Source organism: Nautilia sp. PV-1 (assembly GCF_004006315.1).
GTDB classification, from domain to species: domain Bacteria; phylum Campylobacterota; class Campylobacteria; order Campylobacterales; family Nautiliaceae; genus Nautilia; species Nautilia profundicola_A.
In genome coordinates, this window is record NZ_CP026530.1 from 483,320 (window position 1) to 505,777 (window position 22,458).

Sequence of the window (22,458 nt, forward strand, 5' to 3'; positions counted from 1 at the left end):
ATTCTCCTTTTATTTAACTATTGAATATTTGGCATCAGGTTCGTTTTTTAATATTTTTAATAAATTACCTTTTTTAAACATATTGCAAACGATTATAGGCAGCTTGTTTTCACGAGCCAGCGCTATTGCCGTATCGTCCATTACTTTTATGTTTTCTTTAAGAGCGTCGTCGTAACTTAATTCTTTGATTAAAACGGCGTCATCGTATTTTTCCGGGTCTTTGTCGTAAATACCGTCTACTTTAGTCGCTTTAATTATCGCATGCGCGCCTATTTCGCTTCCTCTTAACACTCCGGCCGTATCTGTCGTAAAAAACGGGTTTCCGGTTCCCGCCGCAAAAATTACGACTCTGCCTTTTTCTAAATGTCTTATTGCACGTCTTACTATGAAGTTTTCGGCTATTTCTTCCATTTTTATAGCGCTTTGCACCCTTACTCCGACTCCGTCGTTTTCGAGTGCTTCTTGCATAGCTACGGCGTTTATTACTGTTGCCAGCATCCCCATATAATCTCCGGAAGTTCTTTTTATTATTCCGTCTTTAGCCGCGCTTACGCCTCTGATGAAGTTTCCTCCGCCTATGACGATAGCAACTTCAAAGCCCTCTTTTATTACAGACTTTATTTCGTCTGCCAGATATTTTAATATTTTTGTGTTGATTCCAAAGCCGTCGTCACCGGCTAATGCTTCACCTGAAAATTTAATTAAAATTCTTTTTGGATTTCTTTTCATTGAAGGCCTTTTTAAAATGGTATTATATCATAAGAATACAGAATTTAAAATGGAGAATCGACACTGGAAATGGAAAATATTTGATTGTTAACTGTTGATAGTTAATGGTAAATTGCTGACGGTTGATTGTTTGTTGAGAGTTTAAAACTCATGTCCGGTTTATGGTTTTGTCTATGCTTTAGCTGGGTTGGCTTATTACCGTGTCTGTTATATCAATGCATAAATATACAAATAATCAACGGCAGAGATTATTTGATATAATTTTTAAAAAAGGAAACGGTTGATTAAAAGGTTTATTTCCGAAAAAAACGAAAGAGTTGATAAGTTTTTGGCTCAAAAACTTAATGTATCAAGAAATCAGATTGAAAACCTTATAAAACACTCTTTAGTAAAATTAAACGGCAGTGATGTAAAAAAAGGCGGTGTTAAGTTAAAAAAAAACGATGTTGTAGAAGTCGAATTTAAAAATGCCGAAAGTTCCGAACAGGAATATGAAGTGGATTTTGACATCCCCGTTTTATATGAGGATGAAGATCTTTTAGTAATAAACAAACCTCCCGGGATTGTAGTACATCCGGCACCTTCGGTTAAAGAAGCGACGCTTGTCGACTGGCTGAAAAGTAAAAATATCAGACTTTCCACCATAGCAGGGGAAGAGCGTTTCGGAATAGTGCACAGAATCGACAAAGAAACCAGCGGTGCTCTTGTTATTGCCAAAAACAATAAAACACACGAGTTTTTAAGCGCCCAGCTTAAAGACAAGTCAATGGGCAGGTATTATCTGATGCTGTTGAACGAGCCGTTAAAAGATGCTGTGTGTGTAGACAAACCGATAGCCAGAAACCCTAAAAACCGGCTTAAAATGGCGTATGTAAAAAACGGCAGGGAAGCCAAAACGCTTTTTGTCCCTATTTTTGAAAAGCTGGCGGCCGCTAAACTTTTTACAGGAAGAACCCATCAGATAAGGGTTCATTTGGGAACTATAGGCCGCTATATTTTAGGCGACAGGCTTTACGGTAAAAAAGAACAGAAAATACCTAGAGTAATGCTGCATGCCAGGGAGATATACTTTATGCACCCAAGAGGTGAAAAACTTAGTATAATTGCACCAATGTTTGATGATTTTAAAAAATATTTGCCAAAAGGATACGAAAATGAAAAAAATGGCTCTTTATCTGATAGGTTTGCTCCTTATTACGGGTTGTGCGGTAAATAATAAGCCGGCTCCTAAATCCAATCCCAACCTTCCTACCGTTCAGAAGTTTAACGCTTATCCTGACAGAAACGCTATGGCGCTTAAATGGAGCGCGGTAAAAGGTATGAGCGGATATTATATTCAAAAATACGACAATAAAACACATAAGTGGACAATGCTTGCGACAATTAATGATCCGTACAGAACTTTATACGTAGATACGGGACTGAAACCTTCTACGACTTATACTTACAGAATTGCAACGTTTAACAAAGCTAAAATCCCTTCTTTGGCAAAAGAAGTTACTCAAAAAACTCTTCCTACGGTAGCTCCGGTGATTCCACTTGAAATCAAACCTCTTCAAAAGGGAATGGTAAAAATAATTTTCAGGCCTCATCCAAATGAAAGGGTTGAAGGATATATAATTCAAAGATTTAATGACAAAAACGCTAAATGGGAAGATTTGGCTAATTTAACTCCGAGATATAATGTTGAATATATTGACAAAAACCTTGCAGACGGTAAAATTTATAAATACAGAATAATAGCTTATACGTTTGACGGTTTGAAATCACTGCCTTCTCAGACTATAAGCGTATCTACTTATCCTAAACCTCCGGTTGTGGAAAACATTACGGCTACAAACAATCTGCCAAGAAAAATAGTATTAACCTGGTCGCCGGTACAGGGTGCAAAATATTATAAAATTTATACAAGGAATTTTTTAGGTTTCGGATATACGCCTATAGCAAAAACAACTCAGACAACTTATACTGATAAAATAAATAAAGACGGCGTAACCAAATATTATAAAGTAACCGCAGTAAGCGTTCACGATACGGAATCTCTTCTTAGCAAAACGCCTGAAGTAATGGGACAGACTCTTCCCGCACCTGCTAAACCGCTTGTTTCTACGAATATCCTGCCTGACGGGGTTCAGTTTATAATGTCAAGTCCTGACGACAGAGCGGTAAAATATCTGATAGTAAAAAAAGAAGGCGGGCTGTTTAATGCGAAAGAACATAAATATATCGTAAACGGCAACAGGTTCTTTGATAAAAACATTGTGCATAAACATTCTTATACGTATGATATATATGCCGTGGATAAATACGGACTGATTTCAAAAGCCAACAGCGTGGAGGTAGATTTTTAATGCCTCATATCGTTGTAGACAGTTTAAAAGATGTTAAATACCCTGTAAAAATTGAGGGTGTAGAGTTTTTGTTTAAAGCCGAAAATCTTATAGGTGTTAAAACTGAGCGTGCAAAGTTTTTACTTAAGGTGCTGCAAAAAGAAAACGGCACTCTTGTTAAATACGACAAAATAACAAGACCGATTGTCAGTGAAATAAAAAAAGCCTACAAGGCTTTTGTTAAACTGCATGAAGCCGAAATTTTATTTGAAAACATAGAAGGCATTAAAGAAAAAATTCCTGATAAAAATTTTTTGGACATCACTTCCGATTTAAGCGGTATAGATATTGTGGAAGTCGGATTCGGAAGCGGAAGGCATTTAATACATCTTGCTAAAAAATATCCGGAAAAAACGATACTTGGAATTGAAATTCACAAACCGTCAATTGAGCAGGTTTTGAAAAGATGTATTCATGAAAAAATAGACAATATCAGAATTATAAACCATGACGCCAGAATAATTCTGAGCAAAATAAATTCAAATCAGCTGCATTCCATATATGTGCACTTTCCGGTCCCGTGGGATAAAAAGCCGCATAGAAGGGTTATAAACGAAGATTTTATAAACGAATCAAAAAGAGTGCTGCAAAAAGACGGTTTTTTACATTTAAGAACGGACAGCGATAACTATTTTGAATATTCTTTTAACGAATTTATGAAATTTAAAGAAATGGATCTGAAAGTCAAAAAAAACATTCCTTATGAAGTATCAAGCAAATATGAAGACAGATGGAGAAGACAGCAAAAAGACATATATGATATTTACATGATTAATCATGAAATATCGGAAGAAATTAATGACGATTTTGATTTTTCTTTTGACTGCAGGCTTGAAAATCTTGATTTCAAACCTAAAATTTACGATAAATTTGTAATACATATAGAAAAAGTATTTAAAATCGATGATAATAACGAACTTATCAGAGCTACGATAGGAAATTTCAACAGGCCCGAACATATTTATATTTTAAATAAAGACAAACCGGAATATTTTAAGCTTCCGGCTCATATAAAAGAAAATTATCTAGCTCACAAAGAACTTAAAAGGCTGTTTAATGGGTGTACTGGTAGAAGCTAAAAATTTATATGTTGGTTATAAAGGCGAGCCGATAATAAAAAACGCAAATTTTAAAATATATACCAAGGATTTCGTTTTTTTAACGGGTGTCAGCGGAAGCGGAAAAACTACTATAATCAAATCCCTATACGGAGAAGTTCCTGTTTTTAACGGTTCTTTAAACGTTGGCGGAATAGAGCTTAACAATATTAAAAAATCGAAACTTTCATATCTTAGAAAATATCTGGGAGTGGTGTTTCAGGATTATAAGCTTATACCGGAATGGACGATTCTAAAAAACGTTATGCTTCCTATGCTGATAGCCGGAATAGATAAAAAAACGGCCGAAGAAGAGGCTATTAAACTTTTAAATAAAGTAAAGCTTTCGCATAAACTGGATAAATATCCGGCTGAACTGAGCGGAGGCGAGCAGCAAAGGGCTGCGATTGCAAGAGCTATAATACACGATCCTGTTATGATTTTGGCGGATGAGCCTATTTCCGGGCTTGATGAATATTCGGCGAATCTTGTAATGGAGCTGTTTATAATGGCAAACAGGGAAAAAGACATAACTATTATGATAGCTTCGCATTCGCTTCCTCAGACATTTGATATTAACTACAGACAAATACACCTTGAAAAAGGAACTCTTTATGAACTCTCTTAAAAGCCATTTTGCCCTTATCCTGGCACTTGTGTCTATACTTTTAAGTATATTTTTATTTAGACTGTTTAATGATATACTTCATCAGTACCAGCAGAATATTTTAAACAATTATTCAATTGTTGTAGTAAGCGACAAAGAAATAACCCATCTGGATATAAAAGATATAGGAAAAATTGAAAAAATAGATATATCCAGGCAGCTCAATTATATGAAAAGGAAGTTTAAAAACATTAATCTTGATGAAATTAAAATGCCTTATTTTTACAGACTTAAATTAAAAACACTTCCTTCTCCTAAAAAACTCAGCGATATAGAAGATACGCTTAAAAGCTATCCTTATATTAAAAGAGTTTTGACATACCGTTCTTCACAGACGAAAATTTACAATTTGTTAATGCTTTTGAAAATAACAAGTAACGTGTTTATGGTTATTATAGCAGTGCTCGGATTTTTACTGATTATCAAGCAGCTTGAAGTATGGCGTCTTGAACATAATGAAAGAATGTATATTATGGAGCTTTTCGGTGCGCCTTTCTGGTTCAGAGGGGCAGCGCTTTTCAAAATTGCTTTTATTGATTCTATAATTGCTTTAATTTTTACTGTCGCTATAATTTTTTATATGGAAAATTCAATTTATTTTCAAGCGGTTATGAGAGATTTAAATATTACATCCGGGCTTGATTTACAAAAAGAAATTTTAATACTTTTAATTGTCAGTCTTTCTATTTCGTTTATTTCATCGATAGTAGTAGTAATCGGAAGGAAAAAATGAAAAGAATAGTTTTATTGATTGTTTTTTCGGTTTTTGTCTTTGCTTCTGTTACTTCCACTAAAAAAGAGCTTAGATACACTTCTTATAAAATTGCCAAAATGAATAAAAAGCTGGATAACCTGGCCAGACAGATTTTGTCAAAAGAGCGTCAGATAGAACTTTTGAATAAAAAAGAAAAAGACGTCCAAACCGATATCAATACATTACAGCAGCAGTTGAAAAACTCAAACAGAACATTAAACGAGCTGACAGATCTTGCCAAAGGTTTAAACAGAAAAAAAGAGGATATAAAAGCGGAAGTGATTAAATTTATTTCTCAGAATTATTACCTTGATACGAAACAAATAGATTCTCTGAATGACCTCATTTACAGTGAAATAAATAAAAAAGCGCTTGAGCTTTATTCCAGACAGATATCAAATCTGCTTTTCCAGTATAAAAAAATTGATAAAAATCTTGCAAGCACCAATAAAAAAATTTACGATATCAAATCCAAACAGGCTGTTCTAATAAAAAAAAGAAACGAACTCGCCAAACTGAGAAGAGAAAAAGTCATAGAGCTTGCTTCTTTGAAAAAACAAAAAGAAGACTATAAAAAGAAACTTCTTTCTATGATAAGAAAACAGCAGAGTTTGAGAAAAAAACTGCAGGAACTTAAAATTGTTAAAAAAAGAACCCCTCAGATTAACGTCAAAAAAGTGGGATCTGTATATTTTAAGCCTAAAACGGCAACTTACAAAGGAAGAAAAACCATTCCTCCGGTATACGGCAAAGTAATTAAAAAGTTCGGTTCATACATTGATCCTATTTACAAAATAAGAATATATAACGATTCCATTACAATAAAAACAAAGCCGAATTCCGTTGTCAGATCCATTATGAGTGGTCAAGTGGTTTATATAGGCGATAACGGGGACAGGAAAGTTGTTTTTATAAAACACCCGGGCAATTTATTCAGTGTTTATGCGAATCTTATAAAAGTTTCGCCGCTTCTTAGAAAAGGAAGTTACGTAAAAAGAGGACAGATAATAGCAAGGGTGAAAAACTCCCTTGAATTTGAAGTAACGTATAAAGACAAGCCTATTAATCCTCTTAAGGTTATAAGGTTGCGTTAAAACTTGACAAAACAGTTCATTTTAACTAAAATCGCAAAACCAAAACACTTCTATTTACTACATTAATCTTACAAGGATATTTATGGAAAACGAAAATCAAAATACCGCAAATAACGGTAATAATAAGAAACAGAGAACTCATATACCGGTTGAAGGGTATACAATTGAAGATTTAAGAAGCAAACCTACAGAAGAGCTTATTAAAATTGCAAACGAACTTCATGTTGAGAATCCTCAGGAATTTAAACGTCAGGATTTGATGTTTGAAATTTTAAAGGCTCAGGTGGCGCAGGGCGGATATCTGCTCTTTACCGGTATACTTGAGGTAATGCCTGACGGATACGGATTTTTAAGAAGTATCGGAGGGAACTTTGAAAACTCTTTAAACGACGTATATGTTTCTCAGACACAAATAAGAAGATTTGCCCTAAGAACGGGTGACATCGTAACGGGACAGGTCAGACCGCCGAAAGACCAGGAAAAATATTACGCTCTTTTAAAAATTGAGGCTATTAATTATCTGCCTCCGGAAGAAGCCAAAAAAAGACCTCTTTTTGACAACCTGACTCCGCTTTATCCTCAGGAAAGAATAAAACTCGAATACGAGCCTACAAAACTCACAGGAAGGGTTTTGGATCTGTTTGCTCCTATCGGAAAAGGGCAAAGGGGTCTTATTGTTGCGCCTCCTAGAAGCGGTAAAACCGTATTTTTAAAAGAAATAGCCCATGGTATTACTAAAAACCATTCTGAAATCGAATTAATGGTTTTACTTGTTGACGAAAGACCGGAAGAAGTTACGGATATGCAAAGAAGTGTAAAAGGCGAAGTGTTTTCATCTACGTTTGACAAACCCGCTCAAAACCATGTCAGAGTTGCGGAGCTTGTTATCGAAAAAGCCAAAAGAATGGTTGAAATGGGCAAAGACGTTGTAATTTTACTCGATTCAATCACAAGGCTTGCAAGAGCATACAACACAGTTACTCCCGCAAGCGGTAAGGTGTTAAGCGGCGGTGTAGACGCAAACGCTCTTCATAAACCTAAAAGATTCTTCGGTGCTGCCAGAAACATCGAAGAAGGCGGAAGTCTTACTATCATAGCCACGGCTCTTATTGAAACCGGCAGTAAAATGGATGAGGTTATTTTTGAAGAATTTAAAGGTACGGGTAATATGGAAGCTGTTCTTAGTCGAAGAATTGCCGATAGAAGAATTTATCCTGCGATTGACCTGCTTAAATCCGGAACAAGAAAAGAAGAACTTCTTTTAACTCCTGAAGAACTTGCTAAAGTATGGGCGATTAGAAACATTATTTCGGAAATGGATGAAATAGAAGCGCTTAAACTTATGTATTCAAAAATGCTCAAAACCAAAAACAATCAGGAGTTCTTAAGTATAATAAATGAATAGATGCGGAGTATTTGACAGCGGAATAGGGGGCTTGAGCGTAGCCTCCGAAATTCTTAAATCCAGACTGTTCGATGAAATAATTTATTTCGGAGATACGGCCAGGGTACCGTACGGAAACAAAAACGAATCTACAATAATAAGATATTCCCTCGAAGCTCTCGAATTTCTTAAAAATTTCGATATTGATTTTTTGGTTGTCGCATGTAATTCGGCAAGTTCCGTTGCCATTGAGGAATTAAGACGCGAAGCAGGGTTTCCTGTTGTAGGAGTTATAGAAGCCGGAGTAAAGGCTTTAAATGCTGAAAAAGAAGCAAATATTCTGTTAACAGGAACTAAAAGAACAATCAACAGTAACAAATATCAGTCTATGCTTAAAAAGCTTGATTATAAAAATATTATATCAGTTGCGACTCCGCTGTTTGTTCCTTTGGTTGAAGAAGGGATTACAGAAGGTAAAATAGTTGATGAGGTTTTTGATCTGTATTTTAACGATATTGATAAAAACGGTATTGATTATGTGATACTAGGCTGTACTCATTATCCTTTTTTAGAAAAAAGTTTTCAAAAGTATTTTCCAAATGCCAAACTGATTCATTCAGGCCAGGCGATAGTCGAACTTCTCAAAAACGAATACGGTTTAAAAGAAAAATCGGACACCTCCATTAAACTCTTCGCAAGCGACAATCCGGAAGAGCTAAGAAGCAAAGCAAAAGAGTGGCTTAATTTGTGATATAATTATGTACATAATTATGTAAAGGATTGGCTATGGAAGTAGTAACGATGAGTGAAGCCAGAAATAACCTTAAAGAAATTTTTGAAAAAGTTTATTTTAATCATGATGAAATAATCATACACAGAAAAGGAAAAGAAAGTGTTGTGATGATTTCTCTTGATGAATTCAACTCTTTAAAAGAAACCGAATATTTAATGAAAAACCAGGCAAACAGAGAGTGGATTAAAAAATCCATAAACAATGCGAAATCAGGTAAAAAAATCTATAAAGAAATATAATGAAAATTGCTTTTACGCTTGAAGGCTGGGAAGATTATATATATTGGCAGAAAATTGATAAAAAAATTGTAAAAAAAATAAACGAATTGATTAAAGATATTAAAAGACATCCGTTTGAAGGTTTAGGCAAACCTGAAGCATTGAAATTTGATTTTGCAGGATGTTATTCGAGAAGAATCAATCACGAACACAGACTGATATATATGATTGATGAAAATGAAGTTATAATAATCGCCTGCAGATATCATTATCAGTAAATTTCTTCATCTTTCCCAATATCTATTAAAAAAATTTTTCATCTATTACGATAAAATCTATAATTATTCTGTATCTCATATCTATTGAAACTGAATAAAATTCATGCATTTTGCCTTTTAGTTTATGAAGTCTTAGAGAAGGATGAAAAGGGTTTGCTTCTAATAAATAAATTGTTTTTTCATATTTTTTAAAAATTTCAGGATGTTTTTTTTTAAAAACTTTTTTAGTTTTCTTTTGTATGTTTTGGTTTCAATTAATTTAAACATTTAATTCTTCTTTTAAAGATTCGATATGTTCTTTTGTACTTAAAACTTTATAGTCTCCATTTTTATAATCTTCCATTACCTCTTTATAAGCAAGCTCAAGCTCTTTCATTCTAAGCTCTTCGTATCTTTTTATATCCATAACTACGAATTTCTTTTTATCCCTGAATGTTATTACTATTTCATTGAATTTTTTAAGCATTTCATCAAAAATTGAAACGCCTCTTTTTTTTACTTCGTTAGCGCTGATAGTCATACGTTCCTTTAAAAGTACTTTTTAAAGTATTGTATAAGTATTTTAATTTTTGTCAAGTTTAAAAATCTGAGGTTTAACTACCACTTCATGCATAACGATATTTTTCGGTGCTTCAATTATATCTTTGACTATTTTGGCTATATCTTCAGGTTTAATGTGTGCGAGTTCGTCGGATGAAGGTTTGAAATAAGTGTTTTTATGAAAATTTGTAAGTGTCATATCCGGCAGTATAGTACATACTTTTACACCGTATTTTCTTACTTCTTCAAACAGTGAAGTGCCGAAATGCCTCAAAGCCGCTTTTGTAGCGCCGTAGACGACACCTTGACGTGCCGGGTGGATTGCTGAAGTGGAAGAGATGTTTATTATAAAACCTCTGTTTTTTTTGATGTCTTTAAGATGGTTTTTGGTAATAATCATAGGTGCTAAAAAGTTAACGTTTATCATTTCTTCTATTTTGTCTATTCCGATATCCTCAAACTGCCCGAAATAACCGGTTCCGGCATTATGTATTATTCCGTAAACGTCTTCAAACTTTAGATCTTTTAATGTGTTTATGTCATTGAAATCTATTTTCTTATCACAGTTTCTGCAAAGTGTTATTATTTCGTAATCTGCAAGTGTTTCTTTTATAGCTCTTCCTATTCCGCTGCTTGCACCGGTAAGAAGTATTTTCATTTATTGCCTTTTTATTTTTTAATTCTCTTATTAAGAAATTATACATAATTTATATACTTATTTAGTGTCTGGCGTTATCCCAGCTATTATTATTTTATTGAGTTAACGATTGAGTTGTTGTGTGTTGAATCCTGTGTTTAAAATTTAAATTCTTAGATGTTATTTTCAAACCGTTAATTATAAACCATAAACCATCAACTATCGACTGTTGTCTATCAATTATCAACTATCAACTATCTACTATCAGCTCCCTCACATACTCGATAATCTCTTTTTCATCCCTGTATCTGGCTTCGCCCTGTTTGATTTCATACGGGTACCATGTAACTTCGCTTAAATTAATTTTGCGCAGGCGTTTTAAAAAATCTTTATTCATTCTAAATGCACCGATTTCTATGTTGATTTTTGAGAGGTCTATTTCGCTTTTCAGATATTCAATAAAGTTTTTATAAATTTCTTTGAAATTTTCTGTTTTTATTACAGGGTCTATTGCTATTTCTACATTGTATCCTTTATCGATTGCAAGCTTAAGGGCTTTTATGCGTTTTTCTAAATTTGGCGCTTTTTTTTCGAATCTGTTTATTTCAACAGGCGAGAGTGAAAATCCAAGCAGAAAGTTTGGCGGGGGATTATCCGGAAGTCTATGTGTATTCGCAGATTTTGTGCGGCTTTCTATTAATAAATCGGGGCATTTTGCGGCTAATTCAATCCACTTTTTGTGAAAAGGATAAATCCCTTCAAAAGCAAGCAAGTCCGATTCGTAGCTTATTGCTATATATGCGTTTTTAAGTTTTTCGGCTTCTTTGATAAAATCGTCTTCGTTTACGAAAACAACGGGATATCCGCACGGATACATGCCTCCTATGTAGCAGTATTCGCAGTTATAGACACATCCGAGTATCTGTGTTGAATAGTAGAAATTTTCATATCCTCTGCTGTTGCAAAAACCGCTGCCTTTATATAAAAATTTATCTTTTTTTTCGGCTAATATAAGTACATTTTTATTCTTTTGCCAGTTAAAATCCTGATGAGAGCGGTTAAAAATATCTTTGTAATGGTTTATCAATATAATTTTTGGGTTAAATTTACCGATTATTTGCTGTGTAATAGGAAAACTGAGAACTTTTTTTTCTATATAGCAGATCAAATTTTGCCTTTTTAAAGAATTATATTACAACTCTTTTACATTTGTTAATATAAGTATTTATTTAATTATATAGAATTTTGTAATTTTATTAAAAAATTGTATAATGTATATAGTAAATTAAGATTAATATAAAGGTATATTATGAAAAAATTTTTAATACTGATAACATCATTTTTAATTCTCTACAGTGCAACAACATATCATGAAGGTTTTCAGGATTTTACCGTAGTCAATCCTGACAATACACGAAATGTAAATGGAAATTATGCTATTGTTGGTAACACAGTTGAATGTGTAACAGATAATGCATATAATTTTGATGGAGAGTGTGTTGGTACTTTTAACTATCATGATAATGATAATAATAGAGTAACAAAATACATTGATATTGACGGAAACAGCTCAACATGGAATTCCTCTGTAGCTACATTTAAGCTGCCAAGCAATTATGACGGTAAAATACTTTGGGCCGGGCTTTTTTGGCAGGGAAACGTAAACGATTATGCATATTATTATAAAAAATATCATTATCCCCAAAGAAGAGCTTATTTGGATCCGAATGCTCAAAACGGATGGAGTTATAAATATATAACAGATTATGAATATTTAAATATTGAAGATACTGATGCAAATAAAGTGTTGTTAAAAATCAACAACGTTCCTTATCAGTCAATAACAGCGGATGTAATAAATTATCATAGATGGTATGGTGATTATGGTATGGTTTATGCAGGATATGCTGATGTAACAGATAAAATAAAAACTATTTTGGAGGGTATGGCTCCTGGCAGTGAAGTAAATGTAACAGTGGCAAATATTACTACAAATGAAGGTCATGAAAGTTCATTAGGAGATTTTTCAGGGTGGAGTTTTGTTGTCATATATGAAACAAGTATGATTGATTTATCAAATTTTAAGAGGGTTATGATTTATAACGGATATAAAATTTTAAAAAATGCAGACGGATACAGAACTAGTGATATTAATATTACTAATTTATATTTACCTCCGGAAGGAGATGTGAATTCTTTTTTGGGAGTATTTACAGGTGAAGGGGATTATCCTTATACTCCTGATACTATGGAACTTGACGGACAAACTATGCCAGGAGCATTGGATACTAATAATATTTTTGATTCACGTATTATAGGAGTAACAAGACCGAATATAGGCGATAATAATCTTACAAATACGGACGGGATAGATATCGACGAATATAATGTAACGAGTGTAATGACTCAAATAAGAAATCAAAATCCTAATACTACTTCAGTAACAATTTCTCTAAGTACAGAAAATGATGCATTTTTCCCTAGTATGGTAGTGTATTCCACAAGACTTTATGTTCCCCATTTTTGCTATGACTATTCATTTATGCAGGACGGTGTATATATAACTACACCGTATGTACCTAATCAGTTTCCTAAATTACCAGAATTTGTTAAAGAAGGTGATGATATAAATGTTTCTATTTATTTAAGAAACACTGAGCAAAATGACTTAATTGCAAAAGATATAAAATTTCATATAGAAGATATTAACACGACCCATTTAGATTTTCAGCCTGATAGTATATATTTATATAAAAGCGAAGACGGTATTACGGAGTATATAGATCCGAGTGAATTTAATATAAGTGTTTCTGGAAGTGATTTAAATGTCACAAATATTCCTTTTGGTGATGTGAACGGTACAGTTTACAGATATCTGTATTTTGCATTAAGACCTCAGACAAATGAACTTAACGATACAATTAACGGATACTTTACATATAGGCTTTATAAAGTTATTAACGGAGAAGTAATTGATATACCTATGCCTAAAACACCTTTAAAACTTTTACCTATGTGTCAGGAAAATTATGTTTATGAACCGGCATGGAGTGTATTTAATGTATCAGATAAAAATATTTATGATATTGACCCAACCAAATATAATATTCCGACTCAGGTAAGCGGAAGAAGTAATGATTATATGGTTGTGTCCTATGATGCTAATAATACAAATCAGGAAAAAGATTATAATTATTCTGTAATTCTTGAAGCTATCAATGTTGGCGGTTTCCATGATATTAATGCATCATGCTTTAATCCAAACACTCCTAGATTTGATATAAATAATATTCTTCAATTACCTGTTGATTTTAACGGTTCAAAACATATAGAAGAGACTTTGGCTATAAACGGAGCAATAAGAAATGCTGCATTTAGGATTAAATATATAGACTGGGAAAAATATTTTGAAAAATTAACGAATGGCTGTAATGACAAAACTCAATCAAATACTTTAAAAGGTGTGCCTGAATGTTTAACAGATGAAAATAATTTTAAAGAAGCTTTTGGAGACAATTCTCCTTGTTTAAATATATGTTTTAACAATACTTCTCCAAATCCTGACGGTTATGACTGTTTAAGATGTTTGGCAGACGATTATGGAAATAAAGTATGTTCAAGGGATAATTTTTCAGTCAGGCCGGACAGCTTTTATGTGATTATTAAAGACCCTGTAAGTAATAATTCAATTATTACAAATACTGTTTCGAACCCTACAGCCAAATTAGCAGCGGGTGTGAATTATAAAGCCGATATAAATGCTACATCTTATCTGTCTACTAACGGTATTAAAGGTTATGTAAGATATTTTAATGCCAATAATATAAATGATTATAATGTGTCTTTACTTTGGAATAGCGATAAAAATTTATCTGTTTGTAACGATATATCCAACAGATTTTTAACTTTTTATATGATAAACGGTGTAGTAAATTCACAGGATTTTAATAATACAGAAATAGGGGAATATAATTTTACTATTTCAGATAAAGACTGGACGAGAGTTGATTGGGACCCCGCGTATTTAACACATCATACAAACTCTGTTCACAGTGCTAATTTTTTTCAAGGTTCTGACTGTGAAGAAAACAGCAGTATTGTTGAGCCTGTTGGAACACAGATAACTGAATCGAATGGAGAACTTGAACATTTAAACGGTTGTGTTATTGATAATAAAAATCATTTTTCACCAGGGCTTAATAGAACATTTAAAGAAATAAATGCAACTTATGTTCCATATAAATTTGTATTTAATACCAATGTTTCATATTCTTTGGCAAATTTAACAAATTTTCCAGGCTGGCTTTATGATACAGATATTAAGCAATATCCTAAAGATGAAAATAATTCACTAAAAATTAAAGGTTATCTATTGGCCGAGGCCAAAGGCGGCAGTATTACTAAAAATTTTGTAAATGAATGTTTTGCAAAAGATGTAAATATCACTATAGGATATGTTAATAATAATCCAACAGCAGTTAAATTTATTTATAAAGTAAATGAGGATAACGGAAGTAAACAATATTATGATATAAACGATACGTTAGTATTAAATAAAAATAATTTTTTAAAATCAAATCAAGGAAAAACAACAGTTAATATTTTAATCAATTATCCAAAAGAATTTAATCAGACTGTAAGGCCGATTGATTTTAATTTAACAGATTTGAATGCTTCTCCTTATAACAATAATGAACTTTCATATGAATACAATAATACTAACATGACAGCAAAAGGTGATATCAATTTTTCAAAAGAAATTGTGTTCAGATACGGAAGAATAAAAGTATCAACTGCAGCCGCTTACAGTAACGATATAAATACTACTTTCTTATATCAGTATTGGACTGATTCTCAGGGATGGGTGACAAATACCGAACATAACAGCACGGCTTTCGGTGATTTTAACCATACTTTAAATTCGGCTATTAATCCTTATGTAACGGTTACAAGTGCACCTTCAATAACAAACGGGCAGGAAAAAGTAGTTTTCCATACCACTCATGCACTGCCGTACAGTGCAAAAGTTCATTTGCAGATTAATTCTTGGCTGTGGTATTATCCTTTAGCCAAAGATTATAAAGATCCTAGCCCTGCAAACACAGACTGCAGGACTCATCCGTGTCTGAAATTAGATTTTCTAAAATCAGGTTCAGGCTGGGGAGGCGTGCAGGCTATAAATAATGCTAAATTCAGCGAAGAAAACAGAACAAGCGATATGAATATGAGCAGACCGGATGTAAACGTATCTAAGTCTCAAGTGAAAAAAATAAACTGGTAATCATTACCGGTTTATTTTTATATTTGTGGATTCTTAATTAGTAACTGGTAGCTGGTAGATGGTAGATGGTGGATGGCAGATAGTTGATGGTGGATAGTTAATGGTGAATGGGGAATTAAGCTCCGAGTACCGGGTTCCCAGTTTAAGGTACCGGGTTGTGAGTTTTGAAAACACTTAGGTGCCTGACACCAATAATTCCGAAAACCTAACTAATTATAATTAGCTCAACAACTTCCAAACTTCAATAACTTTAGTAACCTTAAAAAACCATAACAACTTAATTAACTATAACAACTTTTAATTAACCTCAACAACCTTAATAACCTCAATAACCTTAATAACCTCAATAACTTTTACTCAACGATTCTAAAAACTTTTTAACTTCTTCTTTTTTCTTTACTTCTTTAAAAGTGGGGAAGGGGATGTTTTTTATTTTATAAAGAGTAAGAAGCTGTTTTAATTGGTTTTCCTGTGTTTTTGTAAGTTGCATTTTATTTTTTGCTTCTGTTAAGGCATTATTTATTTCATTAAAAAAATCGTTTTTTTCTGCTGTTTGCATTATCAGGTTTTCAATTGTATTAAGATGTGATTTGATAAGTTCCGGTATTTCATTTTTGTCTGCTTTATGAGAAGGTGTATCACTGACGATTTTGTATAAGATTATTTCATTTACGTTTAGAAATTTATATGCCGCTTCAAAAAAGCCGCTTGATTCCATATCTGTCAGAGTATAATATTTTCCAAGAGCTGAAACGGTATAAATTTCTTCACTGTTTTCGTTAAAGTAATCCGGAAAATAATTAAATCCTGTGTCGGTATCGGTAATTTTATGGATAAAAAAGCCTCTTCCTGTTTCATGTTTATTGCTTCCGGCTAAGCCGATGTTTAAAGTCGGAAAGCGGTGTTTTGAAAGCAGCAGGGCGGTGTTAACAGCACATTTAATTTTTCCCTGGCCTGTAATTATTAAATTGATATTTTCGTTTTGATAAATGCCGTTTCTTGACTTTAATTGAAAATAATTTATAATAGGATCGGCTTCTATTTTAAGAGCGGTTACAATGTTTAACATAAAAAGCCTTTTTTGAAATTATAGTAAAAAGAAGGGTTTATATTATATGACAGTTAAAGTTAATTATTTAAAGGTTAGTTATGAGTGAATTTGAAAAGTATAAAAAATATATTGTAAACGGAGAATATTTTGAAGCTCATGAGGTTTTGGAAGAAGTATGGCAGGATTTAAGGAAAACTGATAATGATTTGCAGTGGGCATATAAAGGTTTGATAAACGCGGCAGTGGCTTTAGAACTCAAAAAAAGAAAAAGGGACGTAAAAGTTTATAAAGCAGTGTGGGGCAATTTTGAGAAATACAGGGAATATTATAACTTGACTGAGGAATTAAAAAAAACGGCTGAATTTATAGAAAAATTCAGACCTTTTTAATAAACTTCCCAGAAAAAGTTAATCCATTCGTTTGTTTCGTGAAAAAAGATATCGGGTTTATATTTTGAAGTAGGTTTGTAAAAAATAGCTATTGTTTTAAAATCTTTATCAGGGTATTTTTCTTTTAGTACTTTTAAAACTTCAATGAAAGTATCTCCGCTGTCGCTTATATCGTCTACCACTAAAATATTTTTGTAATTTTTTAAATCAGGAATATTAAAAATATTAATAGTGTCGAGTTTTTTGTCTTTATCGTAAGATACGGCGTTGATACTGAATACTTCTCTCATGTTTAGTTTTTCTGCAAGATGATGGGCAAATGTAAGTCCTCCTCTTGCTATGGCAAGTATGGCGTCAGGTTTTTTTATTGTTAAATTTTGCAGGTCCGATTTGAATTCCTTAAACGTATAGTCTTTCATTTATGTCCTTTATTGTTTTGATGTCATTTTATTTGGATATAATAATGTAATAATATCAAAAAGGGTGGAAAATGGGATTTTTTTTCAAGTTAATAAGAGAATTAAATAGTTCAAATAACGAAAAGTTTATAACATTAGCTTTGGTACTGGGTTTAATAAGCGGATTTTTACCGTTTTTTAATATATTTACTTTGAGTATACTTTTTTTGGCTTTTATTTTGCGTATACCTTTTGGTCTGTATCTGGCAAGCTGGGGTGTTTTTTCGATTGTCGGCTATTTTCTTGATCCTGTTTTTGCAAAGACGGGATATTATATACTGACTGCTCCGTTTCTAACTCCGTTGTGGGAGTTTATTTATAATCTGCCTTTTATGAGATGGAGCGGATATAACAACACCGTTGTAATGGGAGGACTTTTCTGGGGTGTTGCAATCGGGATTTTTCTTTATTTTGTTTTAAATAAAAGTATTAAAATTTACAGAGACAAGATTTTTGCCTTTTGTTCTAAATACAAATATTTAAAATGGATTGTGCCAGGCGAAGTAAAGAAGAAAGGAATTATCAGGGTTTCTGGTATTGCGGGCTTCATAATTATATTCGGGGGCTTATTTTTGCTTATCTCACTGACATTTGATCCGTTTGTAAAAATGATTATGCAGTATTCAATGTCTAAAATATTTAAAAAGCCTGTAAAAATAGAAAAATTAAACACTTCGTTTTTTAAAGCGGATGTAGATATAAAAAATATGTATATCGGTAGTGTTAAAACAGAACATATTAATTTAAAACTTTCGTGGGACTATCTTGTATGGAGAAAATTTGATATAAAAAATTTACAAATAACAGACATTCATTCGGAGAAAACTTTAAAAGAAATTGCGTCATCAAAGTCCGCATCTTCTGCAAAAGCTTCAAATAGCTCAAAGTTTAAACTGAATATCAGTATTCCGGATCCTAAACAGCTTTTGCAGGGATATCAGCTGGAGTCTTTGCAAAAAATAGACAAACTTAAAAAAGATTATGAGGATTTTATCGATTATGCCAACAGTATTAAAAAAACGGTGGCAAATGACAAAACTCAGATAGAAAAAATAAAAAAAGAAATTAATAATTTAAGCAATACAGCAAAGAATATTAAATCTGCCGGTGATATACAGAATATTATTGCCCAAAGCGATAAAATAAAAAATGAAATACAAAATATGCAAAAAGATATAAAAGATAAAAAAGACAGACTTGCAAAAATGAAACAGCAGATCATAAATGATCTTAATGCTATTAAAAAAGCCGGACAAAACGACTACACAAAACTCAGTAAAAAATACGATTTATTAAAAAGTGGAAAATATTATCAGTTTGCAGAGAGCTTTTTAAAACCTCAGGTTCAGGTATATGTAAATAAAATATTAAAATATTATAAACTAGCAAAACCGTATATTTCAAAATCTAAAAAAGAAGAAAACAGATATGTCAGATCTAAAGGCAGATATATTGTATATAAAGACAAAATTAAATATCCTGATTTTGTATTGGAAAACGCTGATGTGAGCGCTTCGTTAAAAGATGCAGATTTTATTATAAAACTGAAAAACATTTCTTCAGATCAGACTCTTTTGGCTAAAAAAGGTTTAATCAGAGTTGACTCTTTATCTGATTATTACAAAAAAGCTTATTTGGAAATTACTTATTTAAAACAGATAAATATAAGATATTTAATTAAAAATATGCATTTTGAAAACTTTAAATATAACAGATTTGTTTTACATAATGTTAACATTGACGTTGACGGTAAAGGCTTTATTAACGGGCCTAAAATAGTATTAAGTACAAATGTGCTATTAATACCGGGAAACATTGAATATAACGGCAATAAGTATGTTTCACGAATAGTGAAAAATATTAAAAAAGTTAATTTAAACATTATAATTGACGGAAAAATTGATGATTTTAAAATTAAGATAAAATCAAACATTGACAAACTGTTTTCAAAACTTTTAAAAAGTGAACTTAACAAACAGATAGCTGAAAAAAAATCAGAGCTTCAAAGTATGCTGAATGAAAAAATTCAAAAACAAATTAAAGAAACCGGATTTGATTCAAATAAGTTAGGAGTATTAAAAGACCTTGACTCATTAAACGGGGATCTGAATTCTTTAACCGAGTCGTTAAAGCAATATTCACAAAAAGAGCTTCAAAAACAGCTGTTAAAAAAAGGCGTTGGAAATTTTATTAATTTCTAACACTTCCTCTTGAAATTCAAATAAAAAGTAGTTATAATTTCAGTCCACTGAGTGGACTCGTAGCTCAGTTGGTTAGAGCAACCGGCTCATAACCGGTTGGTCGCAGGTTCGAGTCCTGCCGAGTCCACCACTTTTGCCCAGGTAGCTCAGTCGGTAGAGCAAGGGACTGAAAATCCCTGTGTCGGCGGTTCGATTCCGTCCCTGGGCACCATTTAGAAGTTTTTATATCGGTGTCTGTCACTAAATCTTGCTTTTTCCAGTAACTAAAACTTTTTTTTTATTATAAGTTATTAATGATATAGATATATTTGTTAAAGTTTACTGTAAATAATTAGGTATATATTATTTGCAATTTCTCTGGCTTTATTATGGAAAAATTTAAATTTTAAATAGAATTTTATTAATAAGAAACTGTTAAATGATTTATCATCAACCGTTAATCATAAACATTAACTGTCAACTATCAATCATAACTATTGACTATCAACTATCAACCATTAACCATCAACCATCGACTATTGTCTATTGTCTATTGTCTATTTCACTCCGTAAGTATGTATAAATTCTTTTTTGCTGATTAAATTTTCCAAAATAGCAAAAAGTATCATAAAATTGATAAAACTGGTCCCACCATGGCTTATGAGAGGTAATGGCACGCCGACGACTGGGGCAAGGTTCATAGTCATTGCAATATTGATGTAAGAATAAATAAAAAGCATCAATCCTACACCCGCAAACATAACTTTTGCAAAATAGTCTTCTTTAAGTTTTTTTGCTATTCGCAATAAATAAAAAATAAGTATAAAATATAAAAATATAACGGAACTTGCACCTATAAAACCAAATCTTTCTACCAGATAAGCGAAAATAAAATCACTGCTGGCAATAGGTAGAAATTTAAGCTGGGTTTGAGTGGCCTCATCTTTACTTTTACCGCTGAGTCCTCCGCTTCCTATGGCAATCATAGACTGTCTGACATGGTAGCTTGGTTTATTTAAAAAATCTTCGATTCTCTGTTTTTGATAGTCTTTCATTATATATTTGTAGTATATCGGTGCGAATAAAACTGCCCCTATACTGAGAGTGATCCATATTTTTTTATCTACTCCTACGATAAACAACACTCCAAAACCGATAATAAGTGTAATTAATGCCGTTCCTAAATCAGGTTCTTTCGCAATAAGTATAAACGGAAGAATAATAAAAAAAGAAAGTTTTAAAAATTCTTTAAAATTATACTGGGGTCTTGGAGGATACTTATATATTAAATATCCAAGCATAAGAAGAAGCGTGGTTTTCATAAATTCGGAAGGCTGTATTGTAATATTTAAAAGAGGTATTTTAAGCCATCTTTGTGCACCTAATATTCTAAGCCCCACAGTGTCCACGAGAATGAGTAAAAATATATTAAACCAATAGATTATCGGTATAAGCCATAAAAGCTTTCTGATAGGAAGTATATATGTAATAACGAATACTATTACTCCTATACCGATATATATCAGCTCTTTAATAAAAAGCCTATGGGATATTTCATTAACCAGAAAAAGACTTAAAAAAATAAAAGGGAGAATGAGTAAGATGAGAGTTATATTGAATTTTTTGCTCACTTACACGGCTCTTTTGAATATTTTTCAAATACGTTGTCGATAGTTTGAGAAAGTTTATGAGAGATGTTTTCGATTTCTTCAAAGTTTTTAATTGTCTGATCTTTATTGGAAATACATGTTTTTTCTTTAGTACATTCAAGAGCTTTTTTGGTAAGTTCATGAATTTGTCTATGAAGATTGTCTTTGATTAGTTTATATTCAGGATAACATCCGATTTTTTGTATAGACTCTTCGCTAAGCAGCCATTTACCGAAATCACATTCTGTATCTGTCGAAATTTCTATCGGTTTTTCTTCGATAATAGCGGCATGAGCATTTAATTTAAATATCAGATGTGAAATTTTTGCTAAGTCCATAAGCATTCTTGTAAGTGCTAAATCTACGTTTCTTCTGTTTTCAAGAGATTTGTCTCTGAAGCCTATAACCATGTTTTGAACAATTTCTATATCTTCTCTCGAAGTAGTGGCCATTTCTGTTATTTTTTCAGAATTTGCCTGAATATCGCTTGTTTCCTGCTGCAGTGTTTTAATTGTAATGGAAATTTCGCTTGTTGCTTTTTGGGTTCTTTCAGCAAGTTTTCTTACTTCATCAGCAACTACGGCAAATCCTCGTCCGTGTTCTCCGGCTCTAGCCGCTTCTATAGCTGCGTTTAGGGCAAGAAGATTTGTCTGATCCGCAATATCGGTAATAAGTTCTACTATTTTGCCTATTTCATCTGTTCTTTGAGAAAGCATGTTAATCGCTTCGTTGGTATGTGCAATAAAATCAATAAGTTCGTTTAATACATTAGTAAGGTTTTCTATTTTAACCGCACTGGCGTCTGCGCCTTCATATATTTCGCCGGAAAGCTCATCGATTTTAATCATAAATTCTTTAAGTTTTGTATC

The 22,458-nt window shown here is 32.4% G+C and carries 21 protein-coding genes, 2 tRNA genes and 1 pseudogene; 15 read left to right on the top strand and 9 right to left on the bottom strand.

Translation table 11 applies throughout. The features are described 5' to 3' along the window. Nucleotides 1–9: 9 nt before the first annotated feature. The gene (gene pyrH / locus C3L23_RS02690; protein ID WP_127679621.1) at nt 10–729 is read right to left on the bottom strand and encodes a UMP kinase; all 720 of its coding nucleotides are present in this window, start codon (nt 727–729) and stop codon (nt 10–12) included. A gap of 280 nt (nt 730–1,009) precedes the next feature. Between pyrH and C3L23_RS02695 the strand changes: the two genes are divergently transcribed. From C3L23_RS02695 to C3L23_RS02740, 10 genes are all read left to right on the top strand, one after another. Then, on the top strand, nt 1,010–1,945 hold the full coding sequence (locus tag C3L23_RS02695; RefSeq protein WP_127679622.1) for an RluA family pseudouridine synthase: 936 nt from the start codon (nt 1,010–1,012) through the stop codon (nt 1,943–1,945). After that, the gene (locus C3L23_RS02700; RefSeq protein WP_127679623.1) at nt 1,884–3,080 is read left to right on the top strand and encodes a fibronectin type III domain-containing protein; all 1,197 of its coding nucleotides are present in this window, start codon (nt 1,884–1,886) and stop codon (nt 3,078–3,080) included. The genes C3L23_RS02695 and C3L23_RS02700 overlap by 62 nt, the downstream gene beginning before the upstream one ends. After that, on the top strand, nt 3,080–4,198 hold the full coding sequence (trmB, locus tag C3L23_RS02705; RefSeq protein WP_127679624.1) for a tRNA (guanosine(46)-N7)-methyltransferase TrmB: 1,119 nt from the start codon (nt 3,080–3,082) through the stop codon (nt 4,196–4,198). The genes C3L23_RS02700 and trmB overlap by 1 nt, the downstream gene beginning before the upstream one ends. Further along, entirely contained in the window at nt 4,176–4,844 is a 669-nt protein-coding gene (locus tag C3L23_RS02710) for a cell division ATP-binding protein FtsE (RefSeq protein WP_127679625.1), read from the top strand. The genes trmB and C3L23_RS02710 overlap by 23 nt, the downstream gene beginning before the upstream one ends. Beyond that, complete coding sequence (locus tag C3L23_RS02715) at nt 4,831–5,616, top strand: FtsX-like permease family protein (RefSeq protein ID WP_127679626.1); 786 nt, start codon at nt 4,831–4,833, stop codon at nt 5,614–5,616. Before C3L23_RS02710 ends, C3L23_RS02715 begins: the two co-directional genes overlap by 14 nt. Beyond that, complete coding sequence (locus C3L23_RS02720; protein ID WP_127679627.1) at nt 5,613–6,731, top strand: murein hydrolase activator EnvC; 1,119 nt, start codon at nt 5,613–5,615, stop codon at nt 6,729–6,731. The genes C3L23_RS02715 and C3L23_RS02720 overlap by 4 nt, the downstream gene beginning before the upstream one ends. Before the next feature lie 82 nt (nt 6,732–6,813). Further along, a complete protein-coding gene (gene rho, locus C3L23_RS02725; protein ID WP_127679628.1) occupies nt 6,814–8,136 on the top strand; it encodes a transcription termination factor Rho in 1,323 nt (440 codons plus the stop codon). After that, the gene (gene murI / locus C3L23_RS02730; RefSeq protein ID WP_127679629.1) at nt 8,129–8,866 is read left to right on the top strand and encodes a glutamate racemase; all 738 of its coding nucleotides are present in this window, start codon (nt 8,129–8,131) and stop codon (nt 8,864–8,866) included. Before rho ends, murI begins: the two co-directional genes overlap by 8 nt. Nucleotides 8,867–8,901: 35 nt before the next feature. Then, a complete protein-coding gene (locus C3L23_RS02735) occupies nt 8,902–9,147 on the top strand; it encodes a type II toxin-antitoxin system Phd/YefM family antitoxin (protein ID WP_127679630.1) in 246 nt (81 codons plus the stop codon). Then, nucleotides 9,147–9,404, top strand: a complete 258-nt coding sequence (locus C3L23_RS02740) for a Txe/YoeB family addiction module toxin (RefSeq protein ID WP_127679631.1) — start codon at nt 9,147–9,149, stop codon at nt 9,402–9,404. The genes C3L23_RS02735 and C3L23_RS02740 overlap by 1 nt, the downstream gene beginning before the upstream one ends. A 259-nt stretch (nt 9,405–9,663) precedes the next feature. Here C3L23_RS02740 and C3L23_RS02750 read toward each other — a convergent pair whose 3' ends face one another. From C3L23_RS02750 to C3L23_RS02760, 3 genes are all read right to left on the bottom strand, one after another. Continuing rightward, on the bottom strand, nt 9,664–9,924 hold the full coding sequence (locus tag C3L23_RS02750; protein WP_127679632.1) for a type II toxin-antitoxin system Phd/YefM family antitoxin: 261 nt from the start codon (nt 9,922–9,924) through the stop codon (nt 9,664–9,666). 42 nt (nt 9,925–9,966) lie between these two features. Next, nucleotides 9,967–10,602 (bottom strand): SDR family oxidoreductase, encoded by a 636-nt coding sequence (locus C3L23_RS02755; RefSeq protein WP_127679633.1) that lies wholly within the window; start codon nt 10,600–10,602, stop codon nt 9,967–9,969. Nucleotides 10,603–10,831: 229 nt separating this feature from the next. Continuing rightward, nucleotides 10,832–11,749 carry a radical SAM protein gene (locus tag C3L23_RS02760; RefSeq protein ID WP_127679634.1) on the bottom strand — a complete coding sequence of 306 codons (918 nt, stop codon included), beginning with the start codon at nt 11,747–11,749 and terminating at the stop codon, nt 10,832–10,834. Between the two features lie 141 nt (nt 11,750–11,890). On the opposite strand from C3L23_RS02760, the gene C3L23_RS02765 reads away from it, so the two are divergent. Then, a complete protein-coding gene (locus C3L23_RS02765) occupies nt 11,891–15,862 on the top strand; it encodes a hypothetical protein (RefSeq protein WP_127679635.1) in 3,972 nt (1,323 codons plus the stop codon). A gap of 343 nt (nt 15,863–16,205) precedes the next feature. Here the strand turns inward: C3L23_RS02765 and C3L23_RS02770 are convergent, their stop codons facing one another. Then, nucleotides 16,206–16,931 (bottom strand): hypothetical protein, encoded by a 726-nt coding sequence (locus C3L23_RS02770; RefSeq protein ID WP_127679636.1) that lies wholly within the window; start codon nt 16,929–16,931, stop codon nt 16,206–16,208. Between the two features lie 80 nt (nt 16,932–17,011). On the opposite strand from C3L23_RS02770, the gene C3L23_RS02775 reads away from it, so the two are divergent. Further along, nucleotides 17,012–17,302, top strand: coding sequence for a DUF309 domain-containing protein (locus tag C3L23_RS02775; protein WP_127679637.1), 291 nt, complete (start codon nt 17,012–17,014; stop codon nt 17,300–17,302). Here the strand turns inward: C3L23_RS02775 and C3L23_RS02780 are convergent. Beyond that, nucleotides 17,299–17,721, bottom strand: a complete 423-nt coding sequence (locus C3L23_RS02780) for a phosphoribosyltransferase (RefSeq protein ID WP_127679638.1) — start codon at nt 17,719–17,721, stop codon at nt 17,299–17,301. The two genes, C3L23_RS02775 and C3L23_RS02780, sit on opposite strands and share 4 nt — an antisense overlap. A gap of 71 nt (nt 17,722–17,792) precedes the next feature. Between C3L23_RS02780 and C3L23_RS02785 the strand changes: the two genes are divergently transcribed. From C3L23_RS02785 to C3L23_RS02795, 3 genes are all read left to right on the top strand, one after another. Then, nucleotides 17,793–19,961: a TIGR03545 family protein gene (locus C3L23_RS02785; protein WP_127679639.1), complete on the top strand. Its 2,169-nt coding sequence runs from the start codon at nt 17,793–17,795 to the stop codon at nt 19,959–19,961. 53 nt (nt 19,962–20,014) lie between these two features. Beyond that, nucleotides 20,015–20,091 (top strand) — tRNA-Ile (locus C3L23_RS02790). 5 nt (nt 20,092–20,096) lie between these two features. Then, a tRNA-Phe gene (locus tag C3L23_RS02795) sits at nt 20,097–20,172 on the top strand. Nucleotides 20,173–20,497: 325 nt separating this feature from the next. On the opposite strand, the gene C3L23_RS02800 is transcribed toward C3L23_RS02795, so the two are convergent. From C3L23_RS02800 to C3L23_RS09695, 3 genes and pseudogenes are all read right to left on the bottom strand, one after another. Beyond that, a complete protein-coding gene (locus C3L23_RS02800; protein ID WP_127679640.1) occupies nt 20,498–21,571 on the bottom strand; it encodes an FtsW/RodA/SpoVE family cell cycle protein in 1,074 nt (357 codons plus the stop codon). Then, nucleotides 21,568–22,041: a CZB domain-containing protein gene (locus C3L23_RS09690; protein WP_371264359.1), complete on the bottom strand. Its 474-nt coding sequence runs from the start codon at nt 22,039–22,041 to the stop codon at nt 21,568–21,570. Before C3L23_RS09690 ends, C3L23_RS02800 begins: the two co-directional genes overlap by 4 nt. 42 nt (nt 22,042–22,083) lie before the next feature. After that, a pseudogene (locus tag C3L23_RS09695) lies at nt 22,084–22,281 on the bottom strand (methyl-accepting chemotaxis protein); the annotation flags it as partial. Nucleotides 22,282–22,458: the final 177 nt, after the last annotated feature.

Bases quoted from the DNA above. Each gene is read 5' to 3' on its own strand.
- C3L23_RS02765 (WP_127679635.1), top strand. From the start codon at position 11,891: ATGAAAAAATTTTTAATACTGATAACATCATTTTTAATTCTCTACAGT.
- trmB (WP_127679624.1), top strand. From the start codon at position 3,080: ATGCCTCATATCGTTGTAGACAGTTTAAAAGATGTTAAATACCCTGTA.
- C3L23_RS02755 (WP_127679633.1), bottom strand. From the start codon at position 10,602: ATGAAAATACTTCTTACCGGTGCAAGCAGCGGAATAGGAAGAGCTATA.
- C3L23_RS09690 (WP_371264359.1), bottom strand. From the start codon at position 22,041: ATGGCCACTACTTCGAGAGAAGATATAGAAATTGTTCAAAACATGGTT.
- C3L23_RS02750 (WP_127679632.1), bottom strand. From the start codon at position 9,924: ATGACTATCAGCGCTAACGAAGTAAAAAAAAGAGGCGTTTCAATTTTT.
- C3L23_RS02740 (WP_127679631.1), top strand. From the start codon at position 9,147: ATGAAAATTGCTTTTACGCTTGAAGGCTGGGAAGATTATATATATTGG.
- C3L23_RS02715 (WP_127679626.1), top strand. From the start codon at position 4,831: ATGAACTCTCTTAAAAGCCATTTTGCCCTTATCCTGGCACTTGTGTCT.
- rho (WP_127679628.1), top strand. From the start codon at position 6,814: ATGGAAAACGAAAATCAAAATACCGCAAATAACGGTAATAATAAGAAA.
- C3L23_RS02700 (WP_127679623.1), top strand. From the start codon at position 1,884: ATGAAAAAAATGGCTCTTTATCTGATAGGTTTGCTCCTTATTACGGGT.
- C3L23_RS02735 (WP_127679630.1), top strand. From the start codon at position 8,902: ATGGAAGTAGTAACGATGAGTGAAGCCAGAAATAACCTTAAAGAAATT.
- C3L23_RS02770 (WP_127679636.1), bottom strand. From the start codon at position 16,931: ATGTTAAACATTGTAACCGCTCTTAAAATAGAAGCCGATCCTATTATA.
- C3L23_RS02780 (WP_127679638.1), bottom strand. From the start codon at position 17,721: ATGAAAGACTATACGTTTAAGGAATTCAAATCGGACCTGCAAAATTTA.
- murI (WP_127679629.1), top strand. From the start codon at position 8,129: ATGAATAGATGCGGAGTATTTGACAGCGGAATAGGGGGCTTGAGCGTA.
- C3L23_RS02775 (WP_127679637.1), top strand. From the start codon at position 17,012: ATGAGTGAATTTGAAAAGTATAAAAAATATATTGTAAACGGAGAATAT.
- C3L23_RS02710 (WP_127679625.1), top strand. From the start codon at position 4,176: ATGGGTGTACTGGTAGAAGCTAAAAATTTATATGTTGGTTATAAAGGC.
- C3L23_RS02785 (WP_127679639.1), top strand. From the start codon at position 17,793: ATGGGATTTTTTTTCAAGTTAATAAGAGAATTAAATAGTTCAAATAAC.
- C3L23_RS02720 (WP_127679627.1), top strand. From the start codon at position 5,613: ATGAAAAGAATAGTTTTATTGATTGTTTTTTCGGTTTTTGTCTTTGCT.
- pyrH (WP_127679621.1), bottom strand. From the start codon at position 729: ATGAAAAGAAATCCAAAAAGAATTTTAATTAAATTTTCAGGTGAAGCA.